Origin of the sequence: Acetobacter oryzoeni (assembly GCF_004014775.2) — a bacterium.
GTDB classification, from domain to species: Bacteria; Pseudomonadota; Alphaproteobacteria; order Acetobacterales; family Acetobacteraceae; genus Acetobacter; species Acetobacter oryzoeni.
In genome coordinates, this window is sequence record NZ_CP042808.1 from 2,657,501 (window position 1) to 2,682,480 (window position 24,980).

Genomic DNA, 24,980 nt, shown 5'->3' on the forward strand with positions numbered 1-24,980 from the left:
TGCGTTATCCACTTCCTTCCATGCATTCAGAACCGTTTTACGATACCGCAAAGCCGCTGCTTTCTGAGAGGCCTTCTTCATCTGAAGCTGCCCCGTCAAACGCCCACCTTGAAAAATAGGAAGGGTAATGGCTGGCCCAACATTCCACATGCGGGAACTCCAGAAGCCCATATCTCGGAAAGAGAAGGACTGGAAACCAAAGCCCGCATCAATCGTGACCTTTGGATAGAAATCAGCTTCAGCCTGCCCCACTTCTGCGGTAGCGGCATGAAGTTCCTCCCCAGCTTCACGGATATCGGGACGGCGTTCTGCCAATTCCGACGGCAAGCCAACTGGCACCTGCGGCGGCACAGGCGGAATGCCTGCTGTTTGCTCCAACTCGTTATTCAAACCACCCGGCGGCGCACCCATAAGCAGGTTAATGGCATTGATCTGCATAGCGATGCGCTGCTCAAACTGAGGGATAAGCGCATTTGTCCGCTCCAACTGAGAACGAGCGCTATCCACATCTAACTCGCTGACCAAGCCACTTTTATAGCGTGATGAACTCAACTGCAGGATTTCTGAAGCTGCATCGCGATTTTCTTTCGTAATCCGCAGTTGTTCCTGCAAATTACGCAGCGTCATATAATCCGATGCCAGTTCCGCCTGCCGTGCGATCAGAATACCCCGGCGTTCTTCCATAGTGGCTTTCATATACGCCTTGGCAGCTTCGTACTGCCTGCGTACACGCCCCCACAGGTCCACCTCCCAACTGGCCTGCAGCCCATCCTGCCATTGGTTCAGCAAAGGAATGGAAATGGATGAGGACTGGGCTGAAAGCATTTCCCCCATTCCTGTTCCGGCGGCATTTTCGCCAATACGCTCTACAATGCGCTGCAGTTGCTTACTGCTGTACTGCGCCCTGCGATATGAGCCAGAGGCAGCGAGATCTGGAAACCGCTCTGCCCCAGCCAACAGCAATTGGCCACGGCTAACCGCAAATTGTTCAGTAGCTTGCTGTACATCAAGGTTCTGGTCTGCCAGACGTTTTTCAAGCGAAGTCAGTTCGGGGTCATTAAAAATGGCCCACCACTGCGGATCGGGCGCCTGCGTTGTGGGGACACTCAACAACTGTGATGTATCTTTATCTGCCGCACGCTGCCACTGAGAGGGAGACCATGTATCTGGCTTCTTATAATCTGGCCCCACCATGCACCCCGCCAGCATGAAAACCAGCGCCAACGCGCCTGTGCGCTGTGCATTCCGTTTTGCCACCCGTTCACCCTCACCGAAAATGATATGCCTGATAGAAAATACCAGCCCTTGCACTGACCGACCAGTTCGGTCAGCATGGTAACCTACCTTCTTTCCTCTGTGCGTCAATCGCCTGATCTTTAAAGTCTGAAATCCTGATGTCTGAATCTTCCTCCCCTTCCTCCCTTACTTCTGCCTGCACTGGGGAATCAGAAGCAAAGCGAGAGCAGATTTTAAAAGGGGCCTATAACGTGTTTGCAGAACACGGTTATGAAGGCGCCAGTATGTCCGCCATTGCGCGGGAGGCTGGTGTTTCTAAAGGTACTTTATATAATTATTTCACCAATAAAGCGGATCTCTTTGGAGCTTTTGTAGAAAAATGCTGTCGGGAAAAACTTCCCCCAGCACTTGCTCCGGTGCAAAAAGAAGCTTCCCCCAAAGAAACTCTGACCGCCGTAGCCCGTGCCATGGTGCAGTTGATTACCCAGCCCGAAAGCTTGATGCTTTACAGAATGATTGTTTCTGAGGCTCCGCACTTTCCTCAGCTTGCAACCATCTTTTGGTCTCACGGCCCGCGGATTGCCATTGAAACTCTGTCTAACTGGATTCGCGAGCAAACCCAGCGCGGCACATTAAAAACGGATGACCCTGTTTTTGCCGCAGAACAGTTTTTCTCGCTTTGTCAGACACGGATCGCACATAGAAAGCGCTTTAACATGCCGTATGACAATATGGCTGAGGACGAAGAAAAAGTTATTCATACCTCTGTAAGCATGTTTCTGGCCACTTACGGCGTATAAATATCCACTTAAAAAACAAACCCCGCACACATGGATGTATGCGGGGTTGCTTAAGCAAATAGTTTAAAAGCGAAGGTTTATTTCTTCAGCTCTTCAACCAACTGCGGTACAACTTCAAACAGATCTGCTTCCATTCCGTAATCAGCAACCTGGAAAATGGGAGCTTCTGGGTCTTTGTTGATTGCCACAATCACGCGGCTGTCTTTCATACCGGCAAGATGCTGGATAGCGCCGGAAATACCAAAGGCCATGTACAGTTCAGGCGCAACAATCTTGCCTGTCTGCCCCACCTGATATTCGTTCGGCACAAAGCCAGAATCCACAGCAGCGCGAGAAGCACCAATAGCTGCACCCAAGGCATCTGCCAGTGGATCCAGAGCATGGAACTTTTCTTCGCTCTGCATGCCACGACCACCGGACACAACCACACGGGCCGTTTCTAGGTCTGGGCGTTCGGAATCAGACAGCTGAACAGTCTCAAACTTGGAAACTGCAGGGGCATCTACCGCGTCCACAGCTTCAATCGGAGCATTGCCACCTGTAGATGCAGCAGCATCAAAAGCAGCGTTACGCACCGTCAGCACCTTTTTGGCATCTGAAGACTTAACAGTGGCCAGAGCATTACCCGCATAAATGGGGCGCACAAATGTTTCTGCATCCACAATGCGGATAACATCTGGAATAGGCTGTACATCCAGCAGAGCAGCTGCACGTGGCAGCACGTTCTTGCCCGTAGCACCCGCAGCAGCAACGATATGATCGTATTGGCCTGCCAGAGAAACAATCAAAGCAGCCAGAGGTTCAGCCAGTTCGTGCGCATAACGTGCATCTGCTGCATGCAGCACCTTGGCAACACCGGGCACAGCAGCCGCAGCCTGTGCGATGGAGGCATCACCCGCCACCAGCACATGCACATCACCCAACTGGGCGGCTGCCGTTACAGCAGATAGAGCGGCCTTTCTGATCTGGCCTTCTTCATGATCCAGAAGAACAAGAGCGGTCATGATCAGATCACCTTTGCTTCGTTACGCAGTTTTTCCACCAGTTCCCCAACGGAACCAACCTTGATGCCAGCCTTGCGTTCCGGCGGCTCTGCCACGGAAACAATGCTCAGGCGGGGCTTCATGTCCACACCCAGTTCAGCGGCTTCAATGGTTTCCAGCGGCTTCTTCTTGGCCTTCATGATATTTGGCAAAGAAGCATAGCGTGGTTCGTTCAGGCGCAGATCGGCCGTGATAATAGCGGGCAGCGTAAGGGAAACTTCCTCCGTGCCACCATCAATTTCACGGCTGACACGTGCATGGCCATCAGCAATTTCTACCTTGCTGGCAAACGTGCCCTGCCCCCAACCAAGCAGACCAGCAAGCATCTGGCCTGTGGCGTTCATGTCATCATCAATGGCCTGCTTGCCCAGGATAACCAGACCCGGTTCTTCCTTTTCCACCAGCTTGCGCAGCACTTTGGCTACGGCCAGCGGTTCGGGGCTTTCTTCTGACAGAACCAGAATGGCGCGATCTGCGCCCATAGCCATGGCCGTACGCAGTGTATCCTGCGCCTTCTGAACACCAACAGAAACCACAACAACTTCGGAAGCCGCACCTTTTTCGCGCAGGCGCACAGCTTCTTCCACCGCGATTTCATCAAACGGGTTCATGGACATCTTGACGCCAGTGGTATCAACACCACTGCCATCTGCCTTCACACGCGGTTTGATGTTGTAATCAACAACCCGCTTTACAGGTACAAGTATCTTCATGACTTCTTTCGCTTGCAGACGCAGGATGGTTCGGACGCAGCCTTACCGTACTTTACTCCAAATTCACATACCGGCCGGATAATTAGGCCCACCACCACCTTCTGGCGTGGTCCAGTCTATATTCTGGGCAGGATCTTTAATGTCACACGTTTTGCAATGCACGCAGTTCTGCGCGTTAATCTGCAAATGTGGGTTTGTGGCTTCATCTGCCACTTCATACACACCGGCGGGGCAATAACGGCTTTCCGGCGCACGGAAGACATCCCAGTTCACCGGTTTCCACAGGCTGGGGTTGCGCAGGCGCAGATGCACCGGCTGATCTTCCTCATGATTGGTAGCGGACAGGAAGACCGAGGAAAGACGATCAAATGTCAGCTTGCCATCTGGCTTCGGATAGAAAGGCTTTTCAGACAGGGAGGCAGGTTTAAGGGTATCGCTGTCTTCATGCTTAAAGTGCAATGTCCACGGCGCACGGCCACGCAGCAGCATGGCATCAATGGCTGCATAAACAGCACCACCCTTGGCACCAAAATGCGCAAAAGCCGGACGAATATTACGGGCAGAGCGCAGTTCTGGCCACAACCAAGAACGCCGCACCTTTTCTGTAAAGGCACCGGGTTCAACACGGTCGGTTTTCATGGCTTCCACAACAGCTTCTGCTGCCAGCATGCCAGACTTCATGGCTGTATGCGTGCCTTTGATTTTAGGCACGTTCAGAAAGCCCGCGGAATCCCCAATCAGTGCACCACCGGGGAAAGTGAGACGCGGAATAGCCTGCAACCCCCCTTCAGAAAGAGCACGCGCACCGTAAGAGATGCGACGCCCACCTTCCAGATGCTGGCGGAATGCCGGATGCAACTTGATGCGCTGCATTTCTTCAAACGGAGAAAGCCACGTATTGGCGTAATCCAGCCCCACCACAAAGCCGTAGGACACCAGATTTTCACCAAAGTGGTACAACCATGCGCCACCATAGGTGCTGTCATCCAGCGGCCAGCCAAAGCTGTGCTGCACCAAACCGGGGCGATGTTTTTCTGCCGGAATTTCCCATACTTCCTTAATGCCAAGTCCGTATGTCTGCGGGTCTACATCTTTGCGTAGATCATAATGCGCCATCACCTGCTTGGTCAGGGAGCCACGGCACCCTTCTGCAAACAGGGTATAACGGGCGCGCAGTTCCATACCGGGCTGATAATTAGGGCCGGGTGTGCCTTCCTTGGTCACACCCATATCACCAGTCACAACACCAACCACACGGTTGCGCTCGATAATGACATCCGCACCCGCAAAACCCGGATAGATTTCCACCCCGAGTTCTTCTGCCTGCGTCGCCAGCCAACGGCAGACTTCCCCAAGGCTGACAATATAGTTCCCGTGGTTTGCCATATGCGGCATAACCTTATCCAGCAGCGGAACACGCAGGCTGCCGGTTTCGGTAAGATACAGCATATCTTCTGATGTCACCGGTGTGTTCAGCGGTGCACCACGTTCTTTCCAGTCAGGAATAAGCTCTGCCAGTGCGCGGGGTTCAATCACGGCCCCAGAAACAATATGCGCTCCGATCTCGCTGCCTTTTTCAATCAGGCAAACGCTCAGATCTGGAGAAAGCTGGCGTAGCCGAATTGCCGCGGCCAGCCCAGCAGGGCCACCCCCAACAATAACGACATCAAATTCCATCGATTCCCGCACAGGCTCGCTCATTCCCGTTTCATCCCCGTTTAAAGATATGCTGCTTCCCTAAACCCGATTTGGCGCAGAATTGCAAAAACGGGCACGTAGGCCCGTTCTGCCAGAAACAGCCATGTCAGAAAAATCAGTGCTGAACAGAACGCGGCCCGAACGCCAGTTCGTGCACTGCACGCCAGTCCTGATCAACAAAATTAACAATCAAGGTACGGCGCGTACCTTTAATGGGCCGCTTTACAAAGCCGTGCCAGGTTTTATCTGACGGAATAAAAAGCACCGCCGAATTAAACGCCCCTGAAGCTCGCACAACTGATTGGCCATCTGGAGTCATCAGGTCTGTCCCCAGTTCATCGGCCCCTTCTCCGGTGGAAAGAGAGATAAGCAGGGTAAGTTTTTTAGCGCCGATATCTGTATGTGGTTCCAGCCAAAAACCATCCGAATCCAGACATAATTCCAGCCGCAGTGCTGCCGTATCCAACTGCACGTTGCAGATACGTTCAAAAGCCTGCCGCATGGCATCGCTATCCAGCAAATGCGCCATACGGTTTAGGCGTTCATCCTGTTGTCGAACGGCTGGATCAACAAACACGCGAGACTTGTTCCGCGTTTCACGCCGACCGCCCACATCTCCTGCAATAGCCGACTCGCCCGGATCCCATTCCAGTAATGCCGCACAGGCATCTGGTTCCAGCACGTTTTCCAGCATCCAATGTGGAAAAGGGTCAGAGGCCACTGGCGTTTGCGCCAGCAGATTGGGCAGAGAAAACGTCACGCTCTGATCGGGAGCAGTGGCATCAGGACTCATGGCGTCCGATCCTTCAGCTGTCACAGAATATCGGCTGGGTAAAAGACACCGCTATGGCTGTCTTGCATAGCTCCCTTTCATGGGAAGCTTTCCTTACTTGCGCCAAAATACTGGCACAATCAAGGTTTGGTTCTACTTAAAGGGCAGCAGAAAACTGTGGTGAAGCACCTTGCCCAGCACCTTGGGCCTGCTGCTGCAAAGCGCGTCGCCGTGTATCAAACACTGCAGCTACGTGCCTTACAAAAGGCCGCCCAAACATTGTAACGCTGATTTTCTGGCCTTCAATCTTTACCAATCCATCCTGCTCAAACGGATGGAGTTGTGCAAGTTCTTCAGAAAAATCCTGCCCTTGCCCTACATCCGCAAGATCAACGGCCATATCACACATAATGCGTTCGATAATGGCTCCGCGCAGTTTGTCATCTTCGGTAAAAGCAACACCACGCGCTACGGGGAGGGAATCTGCACTTTCAGCCATTGCCCGCGCATAAGCCGCCACACTTGTAATGTTCTGAACAAACCCAGCTGGCAGCATGGAAATGGCAGAAGCCCCCATACCTAACAAAACAGGACAGGAATCTGTTGTATAACCTTGGAAATTACGATGCAGTGTGCCTGCTTGCGCAGCTTGAGCCAAACCATCTTCTGGCAAAGCGTAATGATCCAACCCTATGGGTTGATACCCCTGCGCCTGCAAAACTCTGTCTATTTCCGCCCGTTGCGCCAATCTTTCATCAGATTTTGGCAAGGATGCTTCCGGTATCAAACGCTGCCGTTTTTGCTTCCACGGCACATGGGCATATCCAAATACTGCCAACCGGTCTGGCCGTAATGATGCAATTTTCAGCGCGGTTTCACCCACGCTTTCAACCGTCTGGTACGGTAAGCCGTAAATCAGATCAATATTAACGCCAGATACACCCGCAGCACGCGCCGCCTGAATACTGGCTTCTGTCTGTTCAAAGGACTGATGGCGTCCGCACGCTTCCTGCACCCGAGGTTCCAGATCCTGCACGCCAAGGCTGATGCGTGTAAAACCCAGATCGCCCAACAAAGCCGGATAATCCTGCGGCACATGCCGTGGATCAAGCTCCATGGCCAATTCAGCCTGCGGATCAACCTGAAAGAATGTTCGGATAGAACGCATGATCTGCCGCAAGGCATGCGGAGGCAAGGTGGTAGGCGTGCCGCCACCAAACTGCACATGCCTTACTGTGCGTTGTTCCCCCACAAGGGCCACAATACGGCGCATTTCCTCACGCAGGAGGTCACCGTAAGCTAGGCGCCCATCCTCATGCCGCATAACGGATGTATTGCATCCGCAAAACCGGCAGAGTTCATCGCAAAAAGGAACATGAAAATAGAGGGAGACAGGTTCATTCTCAGGTAAAGCTTTAAGCCAGCCTGCAACCTGTTGGGGGCCGACCGCCTCCGTAAAGCTGGCTGCGGTCGGGTAGCTTGTATAGCGCGGCAGATTCCCACCGTAGCGGGAAATCAGATCAGATACAGATACCGCGCCCATAATATCTCTTAGAACCGGTAAGCAATACCAGCGGAAACCACTGTCGGATCCAGAGATTCGTGTGCTTTCACCTTCAGGCTTTCTGCTGGGTTTTCAACCCAAGCATGCATACGCACGAACATCTGCTTGACGTCTGCGTTGAAGAACCAGTTGCCAACGATCTGGTAATCGAAACCAACGTTCACAGAAGGACCACCGGTGAAGCCAGCGTTCAGTTTGGTCAGACCCAGAGCGGAACCACGGTTGCCGTTCATGTTGTGGAACCACATAGCCGTTGCACCCACACCCACATACGGGTTGAAGCGCTTATGCGGACGGAAATGCCAAGCAAATGTCAGCGTAGGGGGCAGAACCCATGCGCTACCAACGTCCAGCTTACGGGGGCCGCCCAGTGAAGGCACATCGCTACCCAGAGCAGCCACTTCATGACGGGTGCTGGTGGCAATCAGATCCACAGACAGGTTGTCTGTGATGAAGTATTCCACCGTCAGTTCCGGCATGGCCTGATTAGTGGTGGAAAGATGCGTGTGGCTCAGCGGCATATGGTTCAGACCAAGGCCCGGAGCAGTCAGCCAAGCCTTGCTATCACGGTCCTGCGGCAGAACACCCACGCCAGACAGACGGATCATGAAGTCACCACGGCCCAGACCAATTTTGGTGCTGGCGCAGGTTTCAAACAGACCGCAATGCCCTGCGCCCGGCTTTGGTGCATCGGGAATGCGCTGCATGACCGGTGCATTCACATATGCTGCGTTAGGAGCTGCTGTCTGAGCCTTGGCGGTGCCGGCCAGAGCGGCAACACCAGCCACCACTGCCGTAAATAGGGAACGGAACTTGACCATGCCTGTGTGTCTTTCCACTGCGCTAGAGAACGATATCTGAAGCGGGAAAAATCATGCGCCCATTCTTCCGGCCTTGATTTAGATCAAATATCAGGCATCTCCGCCTCATATGCGACAATACTGTGTCATTTTAATCACAGCGCATTTTAAGGGCTATATCCAAGGTAAATTGTAACCAATCTGCCCCAGACATCTGCGCATTATTGATTTATATCAACAATGACATAATATTTACGCAACACATTCTTTTTTCTTTCCGGTCCAGCACGTTCGCCATAATGCTGAAGGTACCGGGCTTTCCGGATTCTGCTCCCATGCCACCCTCTCCTTCTGCTCAGGCACTCCACTCCACTGGCAAACGCACTGGGCGCACAGATACCGAGTCCGCCCGGTGTTTGATGTGCAAGGTGCGCGATTATAATCTTTGCAGCAGCATAGAAGATCAGGATGTGGCGGTTCTGGCGCATGCAACACGCCAGATTACTTTGCCACCAGGCACAGCCGTGATTGAAGAGGGCACGCCTGCATCTGCCTTTTTCAACGTTATCAATGGCACAGTTAAGCTGTTTAAATCTCTTCCTGATGGCCGCCGCCAGATTACTGGCTTTGCAGATGCAGGACAGTTTGTTGGCCTTAGCAACTCGCGCACTTATTCCTTTGGGGCGGAAACCGTAAGCAGCGTATTGTTATGCCGCTGCACACATACACAGATAGAAAATTTATTGGCAGAATACCCACGATTCGCCCGTCATCTGCTCTCAGCCGTTACAAATGAATTGACTGATGCGCAGGAGCAGATGCTGCTTTTGGGGCGTAAAACAGCCAAGGAAAAAGTGGCTAGTTTTCTATTAGATCGCATCAAGCAATATCATCGCACACACCCGCACGACCCTGATGCAGAAACCACAGCTTCTGTACCCATGACTCGGGTAGATATTGCAGACTATCTTGGCCTGACGATTGAAACGGTAAGCCGCACCATCAGCGCCCTCCGCCGTGATAAAATTATTTCTGGCACAGAAAATCACTGCATTCGCATTTTGTCTCTACCTAATCTGCAAGACATCGCTTACGGCCTGAAATCTGTTTAGCTTTTAAAAGCAAAAGGCTGGCCCATTTCTGGACCAGCCTTTTCAACATTTCAGACTACGAGAGCCTTTTAGTTATCGTCGTCATCACCACTGTCATCAGATGATGGTGCGTTATTTCCGCCATCTGGAGAGATCGCGATAAACAGGGACTGATTATCGCGCAGAACCCGCAATAGCACCGGTTTTTTGGCAGCCAATGCCGACTTTACGCTGGCAACTGCTGCACGTGGGGAATCCACGGCCTGACTACCAACCGCCTGAATAACATCCCCCGGCCGAATCCCAGCCTGATCTGCCGGGGAACCAGGATCAACGTCGCTTACAACAACGCCGCGCACATCTGCTGAAAGCCCCAACTGCTGGCGCACATCGCGAGAAAGAGGAGCCAAGGCAATACCAAGCCGCTGCCCACGTGCGACATCTGTATTGCTGCCGCTATTACCATCACTGGAAGCTGTTTTCAGATCTCCGATGGTGACAGTAGCTGTCTGGGCTTTACCGCCTCGCAAGTAGCCAATTGTCGCCTGTTTACCCGGGGCCATAGACGCCACGCGCACAGCCAGATCATGCGGGTTGCTGACCTTCTGCCCGTTGAAATCGGTAATCACATCTTCCGATTTGAGACCAACTTTTTCAGCCGGGCTCCCGGGGCTTACGCTTGCCACCAACGCCCCAATTGGCGGCGCTCCGGGCGTAGCGGGGGCAGGCAAGCCAAGCGCACGCGCCATAACGGGGGAGATAACCTGTGCGTTTACGCCCAAGTAGCCCCGCACCACATGGCCAGTTTTACGAAGCTGCTCGACCACATTGCGCACGGTATCCGATGGAATTGCAAACCCGATACCAATGGAACCACCGCCAGAAGGTGAAAGAATAGCGGTATTTACCCCCACAACCTTACCATCCTGCGTAAACAGCGGACCACCAGAGTTCCCGCGGTTGATGGGCGCATCAACCTGAATGAAGTTGTCGTAAGGGCCTTCGTTAATATCTCGGCCACGGGCAGAAACAATACCAGCCGTCACCGTGCCGCCCAGACCATACGGGTTGCCAACGGCAATAACCCATTCACCGGGCTGCACATCATCCGATTCGCCCAATTCAATAAAGGGCAATTTTTCGGAGGTTGTAACTTTCAGCAGTGCCAGATCGGTTTTGCCATCACGCCCCACCACTTTAGCGGGCAGCGTTGTGCCATCATCCAGTGTCACCGTAACCTTGGTGGCGCCTTTCACCACATGGTTGTTGGTGACCACATACCCATCGGCTGAAATCAGGAAGCCGGAGCCTCTGGCCTCAATCGTCTGGTGCGATGGCTGCGGCATCATCTGGAAAGGAAACGGGAATGGAAAAGGCATTCCACCCATACCACCGCCGTCATTCTCCACGGCATCTGCCCGGATCATGGATGTAATAGACACCACAGCCGGCTTAACCTGCTTAACCAGACTGACAAAATCTGGAATCCGCTGAGAAGTAGGGGTGTTGGGCTTAATAACACTATCAGCTTCTGCGCGTGCTGGCGTGCTGCACCATGGAGCGGCAGCTGTTACCAATACACAGCTTGCCAGAAGGGCTGACATCCAATTACGGCGTCTGTTCCGCGCCCAAACTTTTGTCACAGATTTTCCCGACATCACGACTTCGACTGTTCCTTGTTTTATCCCGACAGGACAATTCCCGGACGGTCCAAACACCCAGCTCCGGCAGCCACCACAGATTGCCCAGAGTTTACAGTGCCTTACGCCTACAACGCTAACATGGTTTCTTAACCAAGAAAAAAAAGCCGTATCTTCATAATTTCACAAGATGTTATCGGCTGCGTAATTTCTGGAAAAAAGCTTTCAACATTTCAGCAGCTTCCTGCTCCCTTACCCCACCTATAACTTCCATACGATGTAAGGTTTCAGGCCGATGGGGCAAGCGTGCTCCGTGCTCTACGCCCCCCCCTTTGGGGTCATACGCACCAAACACCACCCTCCCCAGCCGAAAATGCGCCATAGCCGCCGCACACATCGGACATGGTTCGAGCGAGACAAATAAAGTGCAATCTGCCAGCTTTTGCCCCTGCCGCTGCTGCACGGCCTCACGCATGACCAACATTTCAGCATGAGCTGATGGATCGTGCAGTTCTTCTACCCGGTTGCCTGCCTGTGCCAGCACATTTCCATTGCCATCCAGCAGCACGGCGCCTACGGGCACTTCTCCATTTTCAGCAGCAAGCTGAGCCTGCTGTAACGCAAGTGCCATGCCGTTTTGTTTAGTCATGCCGTGTGCTCACGAAATGTTACTCTTTTCAATCCGAAACGTTCAGGTTTTTTTCGCTTTTATATGGCAGAAAAAATCCAGATTTTTCTTGCAATCGTGCATGCTTTTTTGTCATCCTGCCTTAAAGGAGCCTTAATCCGTTCTGTAACAGAGCGTGAGGATGCCTTGTGGGATTGCTCTTTGGCAATCATACCAAACCCGAGCGAGGAGGGTCAGAAACATGCATAGCCTGTCTTTCATTCTGGCTGCTGCGGCCATAGGATTTGGTCTCGCCATCGCAGATGGTGTCAATTATGAGCCAGCAACCTTGGCGCCACCTCCTACCGCCACCAAAACGCTCCCTATCAGTATTCCTTCCTTTCTGTCCCGCTAACAGACAGGCCAGAAACGAATTGACTGCACGGGTTTTTGTTTCCCGCGCTCATTCTTTGCTACATACCCCCTGAAAGAACGGTCTTTACCCCTCTCCCTCCCCCGTTCTTTCAGGATTAGTGGCATATGATGAAAAAACGCCCCGTTATTGGTATTACGCTTGATCTGGAAGAGGGTGGCGAAGGCCGTTATTCCCGCTTCAAATGGTATGCCATGCGGGAAAATTATATGTCTGCCGTTTCCACCGCGGGCGGCTTACCTATTGCGCTCCCTTTGTTCCCGCAGCTTTGTGCTGATTATATGCACCTGTTGGATGGATTGATTATAACAGGTGGCGCGTTTGATATTGACCCCACCTTGTATGGGGAAACACAAGTTCACCCCACCATAAACTTGCGCCCCCGCCGCACGCAGGCTGAAGCTGCTTATCTAACCGCAGCCCTACAACGTGATATGCCAATTTTGGGAATATGCGGTGGCATGCAACTTATAGCCGTGGCCCTTGGTGGCAGCCTGATCCAGCACATCCCGGAAGAATGCCCATCGGCCCTTCCGCATGAGCAACCAAACCCACGGGATGAAGCAAGCCATAGTGTGACAATAACACCCGATACCTTGTTGGCCCGATGCACAGCCAACCGCACTCATATTGGTGTTAATTCCTCACATCATCAGGCTGTCAAAACACCGGGGCGTGGCATTATTAACGCCGTGGCAGAAGATGGTATTATTGAAGGGATTGAAGATCCCACACATTCTTTCTGCCTTGGGGTGCAATGGCACCCGGAATTTGGCATAGACCCAGCAGACAAAGCACTTTTCAAAGCCTTCATACAGGCAGCAGGAGATTCAGCGTGACGCAGGAAACCCGAGGGGAACGCATAGCAAAATGGCTGGCCCGTAGTGGCGTTGCCAGCCGCCGTGATGCGGAACGCATGATAGAGGAAAACCGTATCCGCCTGAATGGCCAACCGGTCACACACCCTGCCACCTTTGTAACAAATGGCGATATTGTGCAGGTTGATGGGGAGCCCGTTTCTGCCCCAGAACGCACACGTTTGTGGCGCTACCACAAGCCGGATGGCTTGGTAACAACACATAAAGACCCGGAAGGCCGGCCAACGGTTTTTGCCTCCCTGCCAGAAGGCATGCCACGCGTTATCAGCGTTGGGCGGCTTGATCTGAACAGTGAAGGGCTGCTGCTGCTCACCAATGATGGTGAACTGGCCCGCAGGCTGGAGCTTCCCTCCAACGGCTGGCTACGCCGCTACCGCGTGCGTGTATTTGGCGTAGTGGATGAAGAACGTTTGGCAAGTCTGGCTCAGGGCAGCGTGTTTGATGGTGTGCGTTATGGCCCCATTCATGCTGTTCTGGATTCGCGCAAGGGAGACAATGCGTGGCTGACCGTTTCCCTCAAGGAAGGCAAAAACCGCGAAATCCGTAAGGTGATGGCGGGCATGAACCTGCATGTCAGCCGCCTGATACGCACTAGCTATGGGCCTTTCCAGCTCGGCACCCTGCAGCGCCGTGAACTGGAAGAAGTTTCTCCCCGCGTGTTGCGTGATCAGTTGCCCAAAGCAACAGAAAAGGCTCCCCCAGCCCGGCGTGCACCTGCAAAACAGGCAGACTAATGGTTCGGATTATTGCTGGCAGCCGCAAGGGGCGGTTGCTAACAGCCCCAGTGGGACAGACCACACGCCCCACGGCAGACCGGGTGCGACAGGCCTTGTTTGATATGCTGCTGCATGCACCTTGGGGTGGGCCTACGCTTATCTCTGAAGCACATGTGCTGGATGCTTTTGCTGGCACCGGCGCGCTGGGGCTGGAAGCCCTTTCTCGCGGGGCAAACCATGCAACTTTCTTCGAAACAAGCCGCCCTGCTCTCGCCGCGCTACGGGCCAACATTCAGGCCTGCAAGTGGGAAGAAAGCTGCACCGTAATTGCGCGGGATGTGACATCACCACCTCTCAGCACTTTCCCGGCTGGATTGGTGTTTCTGGACCCACCCTATCATCAAAATCTGCCTGAGCGCGCCCTCAATGCCTTGCAAAGCAAAGGCTGGATTGCCCCCAATGCCATTGCAGTTATTGAAACCGGGTGTGAGGAACCTTTGCCTTTTTCCAACGAGGAAGAAGCGACGCAAACAGCAAACACACCTGCTTTTCTGGCAGAACGCCAGCATGGTGCTGCCCGATTTTCCATCTGGCGGCTTTAAGCTTTCACCTGTTCGGCCAGTGCGCTACATAGGCAGAACGAAAACGGATTTTACGCAAATAGAAGGTAACGGCATTTATGGCTGGCAGCGTTAACAAGGTTATTCTGGTCGGCAATCTAGGCAAGGACCCCGAAGTGCGTTCCAGCCAGAGCGGTGCAAAGATTGTTTCCTTCTCTCTGGCCACCAGTGACACATGGAATGACCGCGCATCTGGTGAACGACGTGAACGCACAGAATGGCATCGTGTGGTCATTTTCAATGAACGTCTGGCAGATGTGGCCGAACGTTTCCTGCGCAAAGGCCGCAAAGTTTATCTGGAAGGCTCCCTGCAAACCCGTAAATGGACAGATCAGGGTGGGCAGGAACGCTATACAACGGAAGTGATTATTGACCGTTTCCGTGGTGAGCTGGTGCTGCTGGATAGCCGCAATAGTGGCGAAGGCGAAAGTGAAGGCGGCGGCTTTGGTGGCGGAAGCGGCAGCAGCTACGGCGGTTATAACAGTGGCGGCGGTGGTTATGGCGCCCCATCATCTGCACCACGCCAGCAACCAGCACAACGCAGCGGTGGCAATAGCTCCGGCGGCTGGGATGCATCTGGAGGCAACGGCGATCTTGATGACGAAATCCCGTTCTAATCATTCAAACTGATTGGAGGCTGGCTATACACTATCGGGTAGCCAGCCTTATCCATTCCAGACATGCCCCTTGCTGTTTCCTCCCCACTCCGTGTCAAGCTGGCTGGATATCTAACAGCAGCAGGCTTGGTGTGTCTGAGCATCTTCCCGTTTTTTCTATTCTATAGCCGCGCTCTTTCAGACACATTTGCTTCTGTTATTGGTGGGCTATTTCTGTTGCACTGTTGCCTGCTGCAAAATTGGCAATGGGTTAAACAACCTTGGCTTAAACTAGCCGCATTATTTTGTGGGCTATGCCTGCTTTCTTCCGTGCATGTTGGTCTTACAGGAGCATGGGTGCAGGCACTCTGCCTGCCGCGGCTTTTCCTGTTTTGTGTGGCGCTACAATGCTGGCTTCTTGCCACCAAAGCACGGCGCATCTGGCTGGAGCGAATCTGCTTACTGGCAGCCTTGTGGTTGATAAGCCAATGCTGGCAACAGTATCTAACCGGCACAAATATGATGGGTATGCCGCGCTGGGGTGATGGCAGCCTGACAGGCCCATTCACAAAGCCCCGCGCGGGTTTTACGCTGCTGATGCTGTTTTTTCCCGGTATTATGCCGAGCGTTTTACGCCTGTTACGCCACAATAAGCTGAAATCTTGGGGGCTTGGCTGTGCGCTCCTGTTGCTTGGCGTTACAACCATGGTGCTGATCGGCCAACGTATGAGCTGTGTGCTGCTCTTTTTTGGCCTGTCTCTTACAGCGTTTATCTTCCCCCGTTTTCGCCTGCCCTTTGGCCTCATTCTTGCTTGTGCGGGTGGGTTAATTGCCAGCCTACCAGTGATCTCTCCGCCCGTTTACGCCAAGCTGGTTCTAAAATTTTCAGACCAACTGCATCATTTCGCCCAAAGCGATTATGGCAAGCTTTTCCGCTCTGCCATCACCATGGTTGCCCAACATCCTTGGATGGGGCTGGGTATGGATGGCTTTAGAAATTTCTGCCATGTCCCTATTCAAACCCACGCCTTCTCTTTTCTGGGCATAGAAACACTTACAAATGATACGGATCGGGGCTGTAATATTCATCCCCACAACTATTACCTACAAATTGCCACAACAGCCGGTTTACCGGGGCTTATGGTGTTTATAGGACTGGCTTTTCAATGGTTGCGCACGGGGTGGCGCGCACTAGATGTAGAGCATTATCCGCAGCAGGCCATGCTGTTTGTGACCTGTTGCATTCTGTTGTGGCCCATTACTTCCACCAGTGCTGTTTTTTCTTTCCCCACAGCGGGGTGGATTTTTATGTTTGTTGGGTGGCTTATCGCAGCATCAAGCTCACAAAAACGTGCATAATTGTGTTAAGAAAGTGTTTATACAGCAGGAAACTTTCTTAAAATATTTTTTCATTACTCATTTTAAATGTAGTCTTTTCTTACTCTTACTTTATCCTGTGTCTCTTTTCTGCGTTTTTGCCCCATAAAATTGTTGGCGGGTGAGCGGGATGCCGCTATAAGCCGCGTCATTCTTTCAAGGCAGGCTGCCTGTCATTGCAAAGGCTGACGACAGACATGATTACCTTACCGCCAGATTATCGCCCCTCTGAAGATGAAGAGTTCATGAACCCTCTTCAGACGGAGTACTTCCGGCAGAAATTGCTTAAATGGCGCGCCGACCTTCTTAAAGAAGCAGGAGATACACTTGCCAGCCTTTCTGAAGGTGGCATCCATGAAGCTGACATTACTGACCGTGCCAGCGTAGAAACAGACCGCGCACTGGAACTGCGCACGCGAGACCGTGCCCGCAAGCTGATTGGCAAGATCAACCTTGCGTTGCAGCGGGTTGAAAACGGCACATATGGTTACTGTGAAGAAACGGGTGAGCCCATTGGCCTGAAACGGCTAGAAGCACGCCCGATTGCCACACTTTCCATTGAAGCGCAAGAACAGCACGAGCGCATGGAAAAAACCCACCGGGACGATTAATTTTTTCGTCTTTTTTACCGTATCTGGTCTTGCGGCGTTCCGCGCGAACAGCTAGAACGCCCGCAGACTATGCTGCTGTAGCTCAGTGGTAGAGCACTCCCTTGGTAAGGGAGAGGTCGACAGTTCAATCCTGTCCAGCAGCACCAGTCTCTCCTCTACATTTTGCAAGAATCGCTTTTTTGCTCTGCCTTGCGCAAAGTAGAAATGTGTTTGCCACTTTAAACGTGGCCAGCTTGGCCTACTGCGTTTGAGGTATTTTAAATCTGCCGTGCCAGTTGCCGGAAAATGGCATCGCCATTTTCAAAAAACTTTTCTTTGCTGAACTTTTCCAACACAAATTGTCTGGCATTCTGACCAACTTCAGAAAGCCTCTCTGGCTGTGCAAGCACTGCCGCCAATGTATCGGCCAGCATAATTGGGTCTTCAGGTTGCACCTTCCACCCAGTTACGTTTTCTACAATAGACCGATCCATTTCCCCCACATCACTGCCAATTACAGGTAAACCTGCCTGCATGGCCTCATGCATAGCAATGCAAAATCCTTCCCGCCGGGAAGGCTGAAGATAAAGATGCTGAGTCTGCAAAAAGTTCTGAGACGAAGACGCAAAGCCTGAAAAACGAATATTCGTCAGCTTTAATGCTCTTGCCATCTGCTCAAGATGGGCACGTTCTTGCCCCTCTCCTGCTATCGTCACTTCAAACGCTGGCAACGATGTATAAGCCTGCAGGCGCTGAAGAGCTGTGCATAGAATATCGTATCCCTTGGCGATATGCAGCCGCCCGAGTGAACCTGCGCGAATTACTTCTCCCGGCTTCCAAGGCTCTGCTGGCTTAATATCCGGCGAGGCCTGAAAAACCGGCCAAGACATAACTTTATTTGCGGGAAGTTTAAGCCGTTCACGCGTGATATCTGCCACGCATTCCGAATCACACACCCACAGTTTTGAAAGAGATTTGGCGGCCCGCAAAAGGCGGATATTGACCGGTTTCAAAAATGCGTTGTGCTGCCAGCTGATAACCGGCACTCCCAAACCGCGCCCAACCTGCTGCCCAATCAGAGTAGAGCGGGTTAAGGATGTCCAAATCTGGGTTGGGTGCCATGCTGCCAGTTTACGGCGCAGCCATAAATAAGCCTGAAGGTGATCACTTTCTCCACCTTCTCTAATGTGTATGTCCAGCCCTGCCGCTTGGAGTGCCGGCTCTGCCCGCCTATCACGCGGGGTCAGCACAAATACGCCAACCTCGCACCCACGCGCCCGAAAGAAACCGGTAATGGAGGGCACCATAGCTCCTGTGCCGCCACCTTCTAGCGAGTTAATTACATAAGCTATTTTTTTAGGGTACAGCACGTCATCAGCCCCTGCGCAGAGAAACGATAAAACCCATCTGTTCAGAACTGATTAGGTAAGCAAAAAACCGTTTCCGGTAAAAAGGCAGCACTCTTCAAACTTTGAAAAATGCTGCCGTAGCAAGATTATCTGTGACCGCCACCACCGGGGCCGCCGGGTCCACCATGGCCACCGGGACCACCGCCACCGGGACGACCACCGCCTCCTGGCCCGCCACCGGGGCCTCCTCCACCAGGTGGGCGACCACCTCCGCCACCACCACCTGGGCGTGGCCCAGGGCCAATACCCCCGCCATGCCCACCGGGACGCCCCCCCGGCGGGCCAAAACCTGGGCGCGGCGGCCGCGGGCCGCGGCCACCGCCGCCCCAAACGCCGTAACCATAATAATCATCATATACGGGGCCATAGCCTGAATATCCGTAAGGATAATACAGGCCACCATCTCCATAATAGGGGCCACCGCATGCGCTCAGGCTGCATAACAGCCCCAGAGCAGACAGTTTTAACGCCAGTTTTTTCACGGTAGCCTCCTTATCGGTCTATCAGGCTGAAGCCCCAACCTTCACCAAAACATGATGTTTTTTGCCAGCAGAAAGTTTGACGGCACCATCAACCATATCCTGCTGTGTAATCAGCTTATTTTCATCCTGTATCACGTCATTATTGAGACGTGCCCCGCCACCACGTACCAAACGCCGGGCTTCTCCGTTTGTTTTCACCAGTCCTGCTTCTGCAAACAGACGAAAAACCGGAATACCTGCGGCCATATCGGCTTCTGCCACTTCATGCACCGGCAGGTCTGCCGCAGCTACGCGGCCTTCTTCAAACGTCTGACGGGCCGCTTCTGCTGCAGCCAAAGCGGCATTTCGCCCATGACACAAAGCTGTGGCTTCTGTGGCCAGAACTTTCTTGGCTTCGTTAATTTCCGCACCTTGCAGAGCTTCCAGACGCGCGCATTCTTCAAGCGGCAACTCGGTAAACAGGCGCAGAAAACGGCCTACATCTGCATCTTCCGTGTTGCGCCAGAACTGCCAGTAATCAAACACCGGCAAGCGTTTTTCAGACAGCCATACAGCACCGTTGGCTGTCTTACCCATTTTGGCGCCAGATGACGTTGTAAGCAGCGGCGTTGTCAGCCCCATAACGCTTTTCTGATCCGTACGGCGCACCAGTTCTACGCCGGAAATAATGTTGCCCCATTGGTCTGACCCACCAAGTTGCAACACCACATCCATGCGACGATTGAGTTCACGGAAATCGTAGGACTGAAGAATGGAATAGTTAAATTCCAGAAACGTCAGCCCCTGCTCGCGCTCAAGGCGGTTTTTAACGGAATCAAACGCCAGCATACGATTGATGGAAAAATGCACGCCCACATCACGCAGCAGGTCAATATAGGCCAGCTTGTCCAGCCAATCTGCATTGTTCACAAGCGCTGCTTCAGATGCACCAGAACCAAAGGTAAGGAACTGACGCAAGCAGCCTTCAATACCAGCCAGATTGGTCTGGATGATATCTTCCGTCATCAACCGCCGGGCTTCTTCCCGGAAGGATGGATCACCAATACGGGCTGTGCCACCACCCACCAGCGCTATTGGCCGGTGGCCGTGTTTTTGCAACAGCCGCAACATCATAATCTGAATAAGGCTGCCTACGTGCAGGCTATCTGCCGTAGGATCAAACCCGATATAGGCCGCCACGGATTTTTCTGCCATCAGCGCATCCAGCGCATCGGCATCCGTGCACTGAAAAATAAAGCCGCGTGCAGCGGCTTCCCGCATGAAAGAACTCTTAAACCCGTTCTCGACCATTTATCCTGTCCCTTCTCTCCGGCCCCTGTCTGCAGGGCAGAACCAGCAGACAGACGCTCTAGCATGAGAGAGCAGAGAACAGAAACACTCAGCCCAACAGCATTTGGCTGAAAAAATCCTTAAGCCGTGCCGCCCACTGTCAGGCCGGTCATTTTAAGAGCGGGCTGGCCAACCCCAACTGGCACGCCCTGCCCGGCTTTACCGCAGGTGCCAATGCCGGGGTCCAATTCCAGATTACCCCCAATCATGGAAACCTGCGTCATGGCCTCCGCCCCGCTTCCAATCAGGGTTGCACCTTTTACGGGGGCCGTTACGCGGCCATTTTCGATCAGATAGGCTTCGGATGCTGCAAATACGAACTTACCCGAGGTAATATCCACCTGCCCACCGCCAAAGTGCACCGCATACAAGCCGCGCTTTACAGAAGAAATCATTTCCTCCGTGGTTGCAGATCCGGGCTGCATAATGGTGTTGGTCATACGCGGCAGTGGCATATGTGCGTAAGACTGGCGGCGGCCATTCCCCGTAGGGGCCATACCCATAAGGCGAGCATTCAGCCTGTCCTGCAGATATCCCTGCAAAATACCATCTTCAATCAATACCGTGCGGCCTGTGGGCGTGCCTTCGTCATCTATGGTCAGGCTTCCGCGCCGATCGGGCAGAGAGCCATCATCCACCACCGTAACACCGGGGGACGCCACACGCTTGCCAATACGCCCAGCAAATACGGACGTGCCTTTGCGGTTAAAATCACCTTCCAGCCCATGGCCAACAGCTTCATGCAGCAAAATGCCGGGCCAACCGGCACCCAGCACAACTTCCATGGCACCGGCTGGCGCAGGCTGGGCTTCCAACGCAACCAATGCCTGCCGCAAAGCTTCATCCACAGCGCCCTGCCATGTTTCTTCATTCAGCAAGCGGTTAATTTCATACCGGCCACCCAGCCCGTAACTGCCACTTTCGCGCTTGCCATCATGTTCCACCACAACAGATACATTCAGCCGCACCAATGGGCGCAAATCTGCCGCCCGTGTGCCATCGGCCCGCATGATCTGCACAGCCTGCCATTCCCCCGAAAGGGAGGCCATAACCTGCACCACGCGGCTATCTTTGCCACGTGCATAAGCATCTATTTTTGAAAGCAGGCCAGAGCGGGTAGCAAAATCACTATCACCCAGTGGGTTGGCATCTGTATAAAGCCGCTGGTTGGTAGCCCGTGGCGGTGCCGCCATCTGGCCAGAGCGCCCTGCACGCACGGCACTTACGGCATCTACGGCACGCTGCAAGGAAGAACGGCTGAGTTCATCCGAATGAGCAAAACCTGTTTCTTCCCCCAATACAGCGCGCAAACCAAACCCACTGCTTGTATTAAAGGATGCCGAACGGATAACACCATCATCCAGAGCAATGCCTTCGCTTTCTCTGTATTCCAGAAAAAGCTCACCATCCTCCATTCCAGCCAATGCCGTTTTTGTCAGCTTTTCCGCATCATCTTTATGCAGTTGCGCATCGGGACGATGAAAAAACAGCTGGTCCGTAACGGCGAGAGCACCCGGATGCTGAGAGGAAGAAGACATGCACGACAACCCTTCAGGAAGAAATGGCCATACCGTAATGGCTCATACACAAAACATAGGAAGTTAAACCGCCACGTAAACCCGGCATGGTGAGCTTTTCCGCAGCAATCTTGGCTGGGCCCGGCTTATACACCGGGCAATTCATTCACAGTGACAACGCGCCAGCCCACTTCCAAACGTTCCAAGATGGTCAGCGCCAGATTCTGCACGGAAAAATGAAGTGCCGTTTCGGCATGAATCCGCAGGGCATGGGCCAAAGCCGCACGCACCACGCCACCATGCGTTACCGCTATAATATCTTGGTGTGCATATTTATCTGCCAGCCTGTCCAGCAAGCGGCCAACACGTGCGCAAACATCAATCATGCTTTCGCCTTCGGGCGGGCATTCCGTTGCCCCAACAGCCCAGAATGGATGCGGCGCAAGATTAAGATATTGCGGCAACTCCTCATAAGGCAGACCCTGCCATGAGCCTAGGTTCTGCTCGATCAGATCTGGCTCCACTGTCAGCTTGGCTGGGCCATATCCTGCTTCCTGCACGGCCTGCGCTGTGCGTTGTGTGCGAGATAACGGGCTTACAAGCCAATGCGCAGGCTTGGGCAAACGTTCTGCCAGTGCCCGATACATCGGCCGTTGTGCAATAAGGCTATCTGGGCACAAAGGCACATCCATTGCGCCGTACATGCACATACGGGCGTTTTCTTCCACCAATGCGTGGCGGATCAGCCAGAAGCGCGTAATACCCGGTGCCAATTTGGGGCCATCCAGAAAATGATCCTGAGATGAGGGTAAAACTTTGGGAAGGTCTCTTATTTCATTCATAGAATGTGTTGTGCGGCCAGCCAACCGACGACGCAAGAGCCGAAATGGCTACCCCTACAATGCAACAGGGAGCAATGCTTCGGCCTCAACATCCACCATGTTTTCTAGCTGACCAGAAGCAGGCTTTTCCTCCGCCTTCTGTAAAAACGGCCAATAGCGCAGGATCAGCGAAATTTTTTCCAGCGCATACTGAACATTTTGTATCTCCTGCTCCAGATACGTTTGATACGCCATGCCCGCAGGCATATCTGAGCCAGAAATATGGCGTGCGCTTACAGAAATTCTTAAAGCACCGGCCATTTGTCCGCACACCCGAGCATAGGGCACAGCAACAGGCTGCCCGAGCTGATAACTTCTGGCCATAATCTGATGCGCTGTATCTGGGCAGCCAAACGGCAGATAGCCAGAAATATCCTGCTTTAACCACACATGCAGTTGACGACATTCCGCAAGATTTAGAACGGGGGTCATGCCACTATTGCCCCCAGCATGTATCAGAAAAGAAAAAATGGTCTGCTGCTGATCCCACGCGTTGGGCAAGGCATCCCGTTTTACCAAGGCATCTGGCAACAGTTCTATTGTCTGATCCTGTTCCAGAATATGGCGTATGCCACTCAGAAACTGCTCCAAACGACTCATTTTTTCTGAAGCAGGCACATTGGCGAAATGTCTGATTTCGGCACAAGCACCAACCCAGCGCAGCAATAGCCCCAAATTAAACCCATTGTTTAAAGAAGCCGTTGCATTACAGGCTGGCCATTCTGCCTGATTGAAATAGGCCACCAACCCCGATGGCAACACAGCATCATCCAACCGTTGCCGCCATGTTTCTGGCAATAAAAGCGCCCCACAAAATGCCGGGCCTGTATAAAATTTGGACCCCGTAACCATAACAGCCCAATCTTGCTGCAAATAGGCCTTTATCCGCTCCGGCATCAGGCGCGCCTGACACGCATCGACTACAACATCAATCTGGCCCGGATATGTATGGCATAGTGCCTGCACCACCTGCATATCGGGAACAAGCTGACCGGTTTTTGAGGTATCCAGCAAATAGAGCAGCACACGTTGTCCGGCTTGCACGGCGTTATGAATCTGCTGCTGGCAAATATGGAAAATATTTTGCCGAGAATTCAGTTTGCCGTTTTCGGTGCGCAGCGGGGCTGTCACCAACTGCGTCCCTGCGGGAAAACCTGCTATTTTCTCGCTTTTACGAACACGGAACCCCAATGCAGTTGTGTTGGCAAAATGCCGCCCCTGCGTTGCCAATGGCACACCGCTGCCGGTTTCCTCCACCCCGGCCAACACCACACCTACAGCTGGGTTAACAATTAAAGAAAGAGCCAACGCAGCCAGTACAGAATCCGTGCCTGATGACGCTAAAATACAGTTGTCGGGTTTTTCAACACCATAGTATTGCGCCAAAAAGGCCTTGATACCCTCTGCCAACGCAAGCAACGGCTTTTCTGGGGGCTGCGTCAACATATCCCGCACCAGTTCTAACCGACATCGTTCCACTGCATTAAACGCATGTAGTGAGGGAGATGATGCCGTGGAAGAAGAATACTGCCCGCCAGTTGGTGAAGGACGATAGGTACAGCCATAACGGTTTTGATGAGTTTGCGGATCAAGCCCGAGTCTTTCATCCCCGCCTTCGGCCATCAGCACATCGGATGATCCGAGATAGGGCCACACGCGCTGCACCCATAGGCAAAAATCATCATCATTTTCTGTTTGGACAGAAAAAACCTGTGGGCCATTTATGGCTGGAAACACAGAAGATACCTGTTGCTGGCATACCTTCTGCAACCATTCCATGTCTGGCAATGTATCTGCTGCCAGCACTTCAATCCATGTTTCAGGATTGCTCTTTACAGCCCCGCCTGAAGCCTTCCACTTACGTGCAGCACTTCGTGCACAAGCCACCCAGATACGATTTAAATATTTTTTCACATTATGCGTGGGTAGGCTGTTCAGCAGAAAAACCATCTCCAGCGCCATGCATGCATAAAAACAAGCTGTCTCTTTATTATCCAGAAACGCTTTCCCAAAAACAGGCCCCCATACTCCGTTACGCTTCTCACAAACAAACGGATCTGATTGCTCTGGTTTTCCAATAACAAAAGAGGAATCAGCCAGAAATGCCAGCTCCGGAACCATATGCACCCACTGCATCGGATCTGTTTGGCGGGTTCCTGTCATTGAATTAAAAATACCCTCATTTATA

General features: G+C 52.9%; 24 protein-coding genes and 1 tRNA gene (1 of these 25 cut by a window edge). 10 read left to right on the forward strand and 15 right to left on the reverse strand.

The genetic code is table 11. The features are described from left to right. A protein-coding gene (locus EOV40_RS12400) for an efflux transporter outer membrane subunit (RefSeq protein ID WP_087651628.1) crosses the window boundary here: on the reverse strand, positions 1–1,311 show its 5' portion. 279 nt of this gene lie to the left of the window's left edge; the window shows 1,311 of its 1,590 coding nt (coding positions 1–1,311); its start codon is at positions 1,309–1,311; its stop codon lies off the left edge, out of view. An 83-nt stretch (positions 1,312–1,394) separates the two neighbouring features. On the opposite strand from EOV40_RS12400, the gene EOV40_RS12405 reads away from it, so the two are divergent. Then, positions 1,395–2,036, forward strand: coding sequence for a TetR/AcrR family transcriptional regulator (locus EOV40_RS12405; RefSeq protein WP_128106118.1), 642 nt, complete (start codon positions 1,395–1,397; stop codon positions 2,034–2,036). A gap of 77 nt (positions 2,037–2,113) precedes the next feature. Here the strand turns inward: EOV40_RS12405 and EOV40_RS12410 are convergent, their stop codons facing one another. The 6 genes from EOV40_RS12410 to EOV40_RS12435 all read right to left on the reverse strand — a co-directional run bounded on the left by EOV40_RS12410 (position 2,114) and on the right by EOV40_RS12435 (position 8,647). Further along, positions 2,114–3,040 (reverse strand): FAD-binding protein, encoded by a 927-nt coding sequence (locus EOV40_RS12410; RefSeq protein ID WP_050818767.1) that lies wholly within the window; start codon positions 3,038–3,040, stop codon positions 2,114–2,116. Positions 3,041–3,042: 2 nt separating this feature from the next. Beyond that, the gene (locus EOV40_RS12415; RefSeq protein ID WP_019088899.1) at positions 3,043–3,792 is read right to left on the reverse strand and encodes an electron transfer flavoprotein subunit beta/FixA family protein; all 750 of its coding nucleotides are present in this window, start codon (positions 3,790–3,792) and stop codon (positions 3,043–3,045) included. Positions 3,793–3,855: 63 nt separating this feature from the next. Beyond that, positions 3,856–5,493 (reverse strand): electron transfer flavoprotein-ubiquinone oxidoreductase, encoded by a 1,638-nt coding sequence (locus EOV40_RS12420; protein WP_087651629.1) that lies wholly within the window; start codon positions 5,491–5,493, stop codon positions 3,856–3,858. A gap of 112 nt (positions 5,494–5,605) precedes the next feature. Continuing rightward, complete coding sequence (locus tag EOV40_RS12425; RefSeq protein ID WP_128106119.1) at positions 5,606–6,283, reverse strand: 2OG-Fe(II) oxygenase; 678 nt, start codon at positions 6,281–6,283, stop codon at positions 5,606–5,608. Between the two features lie 136 nt (positions 6,284–6,419). Then, positions 6,420–7,805, reverse strand: coding sequence for an oxygen-independent coproporphyrinogen III oxidase (gene hemN / locus EOV40_RS12430; RefSeq protein ID WP_128106120.1), 1,386 nt, complete (start codon positions 7,803–7,805; stop codon positions 6,420–6,422). Between the two features lie 8 nt (positions 7,806–7,813). Further along, a complete protein-coding gene (locus EOV40_RS12435; RefSeq protein WP_050818771.1) occupies positions 7,814–8,647 on the reverse strand; it encodes an OmpW/AlkL family protein in 834 nt (277 codons plus the stop codon). Between the two features lie 278 nt (positions 8,648–8,925). Here EOV40_RS12435 and EOV40_RS12440 point away from each other — a divergent pair, with 278 nt between their 5' ends. After that, on the forward strand, positions 8,926–9,738 hold the full coding sequence (locus tag EOV40_RS12440) for a Crp/Fnr family transcriptional regulator (RefSeq protein ID WP_050818772.1): 813 nt from the start codon (positions 8,926–8,928) through the stop codon (positions 9,736–9,738). Positions 9,739–9,806: 68 nt separating this feature from the next. Here EOV40_RS12440 and EOV40_RS12445 read toward each other — a convergent pair whose 3' ends face one another. Beyond that, the gene (locus EOV40_RS12445; RefSeq protein ID WP_128106121.1) at positions 9,807–11,375 is read right to left on the reverse strand and encodes a Do family serine endopeptidase; all 1,569 of its coding nucleotides are present in this window, start codon (positions 11,373–11,375) and stop codon (positions 9,807–9,809) included. A 175-nt stretch (positions 11,376–11,550) separates the two neighbouring features. Then, a complete protein-coding gene (locus EOV40_RS12450; protein WP_128106122.1) occupies positions 11,551–12,006 on the reverse strand; it encodes a nucleoside deaminase in 456 nt (151 codons plus the stop codon). 220 nt (positions 12,007–12,226) lie between these two features. On the opposite strand from EOV40_RS12450, the gene EOV40_RS15035 reads away from it, so the two are divergent. The 8 genes from EOV40_RS15035 to EOV40_RS12485 all read left to right on the forward strand — a co-directional run bounded on the left by EOV40_RS15035 (position 12,227) and on the right by EOV40_RS12485 (position 17,341). Next, positions 12,227–12,379, forward strand: a complete 153-nt coding sequence (locus tag EOV40_RS15035) for a hypothetical protein (RefSeq protein ID WP_003626506.1) — start codon at positions 12,227–12,229, stop codon at positions 12,377–12,379. A gap of 125 nt (positions 12,380–12,504) precedes the next feature. Then, entirely contained in the window at positions 12,505–13,236 is a 732-nt protein-coding gene (locus tag EOV40_RS12455; RefSeq protein WP_128106123.1) for a gamma-glutamyl-gamma-aminobutyrate hydrolase family protein, read from the forward strand. Beyond that, complete coding sequence (locus EOV40_RS12460) at positions 13,233–14,009, forward strand: pseudouridine synthase (protein ID WP_003626510.1); 777 nt, start codon at positions 13,233–13,235, stop codon at positions 14,007–14,009. Before EOV40_RS12455 ends, EOV40_RS12460 begins: the two co-directional genes overlap by 4 nt. Next, complete coding sequence (gene rsmD, locus EOV40_RS12465) at positions 14,009–14,593, forward strand: 16S rRNA (guanine(966)-N(2))-methyltransferase RsmD (RefSeq protein ID WP_128106124.1); 585 nt, start codon at positions 14,009–14,011, stop codon at positions 14,591–14,593. The genes EOV40_RS12460 and rsmD overlap by 1 nt, the downstream gene beginning before the upstream one ends. 77 nt (positions 14,594–14,670) lie before the next feature. Continuing rightward, positions 14,671–15,228 carry a single-stranded DNA-binding protein gene (ssb, locus tag EOV40_RS12470; RefSeq protein ID WP_087651631.1) on the forward strand — a complete coding sequence of 186 codons (558 nt, stop codon included), beginning with the start codon at positions 14,671–14,673 and terminating at the stop codon, positions 15,226–15,228. Between the two features lie 63 nt (positions 15,229–15,291). Next, positions 15,292–16,566, forward strand: coding sequence for an O-antigen ligase family protein (locus EOV40_RS12475; RefSeq protein WP_128106125.1), 1,275 nt, complete (start codon positions 15,292–15,294; stop codon positions 16,564–16,566). Positions 16,567–16,781: 215 nt separating this feature from the next. After that, positions 16,782–17,195, forward strand: a complete 414-nt coding sequence (dksA, locus tag EOV40_RS12480) for an RNA polymerase-binding protein DksA (protein WP_003626519.1) — start codon at positions 16,782–16,784, stop codon at positions 17,193–17,195. Positions 17,196–17,266: 71 nt separating this feature from the next. Next, positions 17,267–17,341, forward strand: a tRNA-Thr gene (locus EOV40_RS12485). A 111-nt stretch (positions 17,342–17,452) separates the two neighbouring features. Here EOV40_RS12485 and EOV40_RS12490 read toward each other — a convergent pair. The 6 genes from EOV40_RS12490 to EOV40_RS12515 form a co-directional block, all read right to left on the reverse strand. Beyond that, positions 17,453–18,544: a glycosyltransferase family 4 protein gene (locus EOV40_RS12490; RefSeq protein WP_128106126.1), complete on the reverse strand. Its 1,092-nt coding sequence runs from the start codon at positions 18,542–18,544 to the stop codon at positions 17,453–17,455. A 125-nt stretch (positions 18,545–18,669) separates the two neighbouring features. After that, positions 18,670–19,065, reverse strand: coding sequence for a hypothetical protein (locus EOV40_RS15150; RefSeq protein ID WP_128106127.1), 396 nt, complete (start codon positions 19,063–19,065; stop codon positions 18,670–18,672). Between the two features lie 21 nt (positions 19,066–19,086). Next, complete coding sequence (gene tyrS, locus EOV40_RS12500; protein WP_128106128.1) at positions 19,087–20,355, reverse strand: tyrosine--tRNA ligase; 1,269 nt, start codon at positions 20,353–20,355, stop codon at positions 19,087–19,089. A gap of 119 nt (positions 20,356–20,474) precedes the next feature. After that, positions 20,475–21,932 (reverse strand): metalloprotease TldD, encoded by a 1,458-nt coding sequence (tldD, locus tag EOV40_RS12505; protein WP_050818800.1) that lies wholly within the window; start codon positions 21,930–21,932, stop codon positions 20,475–20,477. A gap of 125 nt (positions 21,933–22,057) precedes the next feature. After that, the gene (locus EOV40_RS12510) at positions 22,058–22,753 is read right to left on the reverse strand and encodes a histidine phosphatase family protein (RefSeq protein ID WP_050818801.1); all 696 of its coding nucleotides are present in this window, start codon (positions 22,751–22,753) and stop codon (positions 22,058–22,060) included. A gap of 54 nt (positions 22,754–22,807) precedes the next feature. Then, positions 22,808–24,955, reverse strand: coding sequence for a GMP reductase (locus tag EOV40_RS12515; protein ID WP_128106129.1), 2,148 nt, complete (start codon positions 24,953–24,955; stop codon positions 22,808–22,810). Positions 24,956–24,980: the final 25 nt, after the last annotated feature.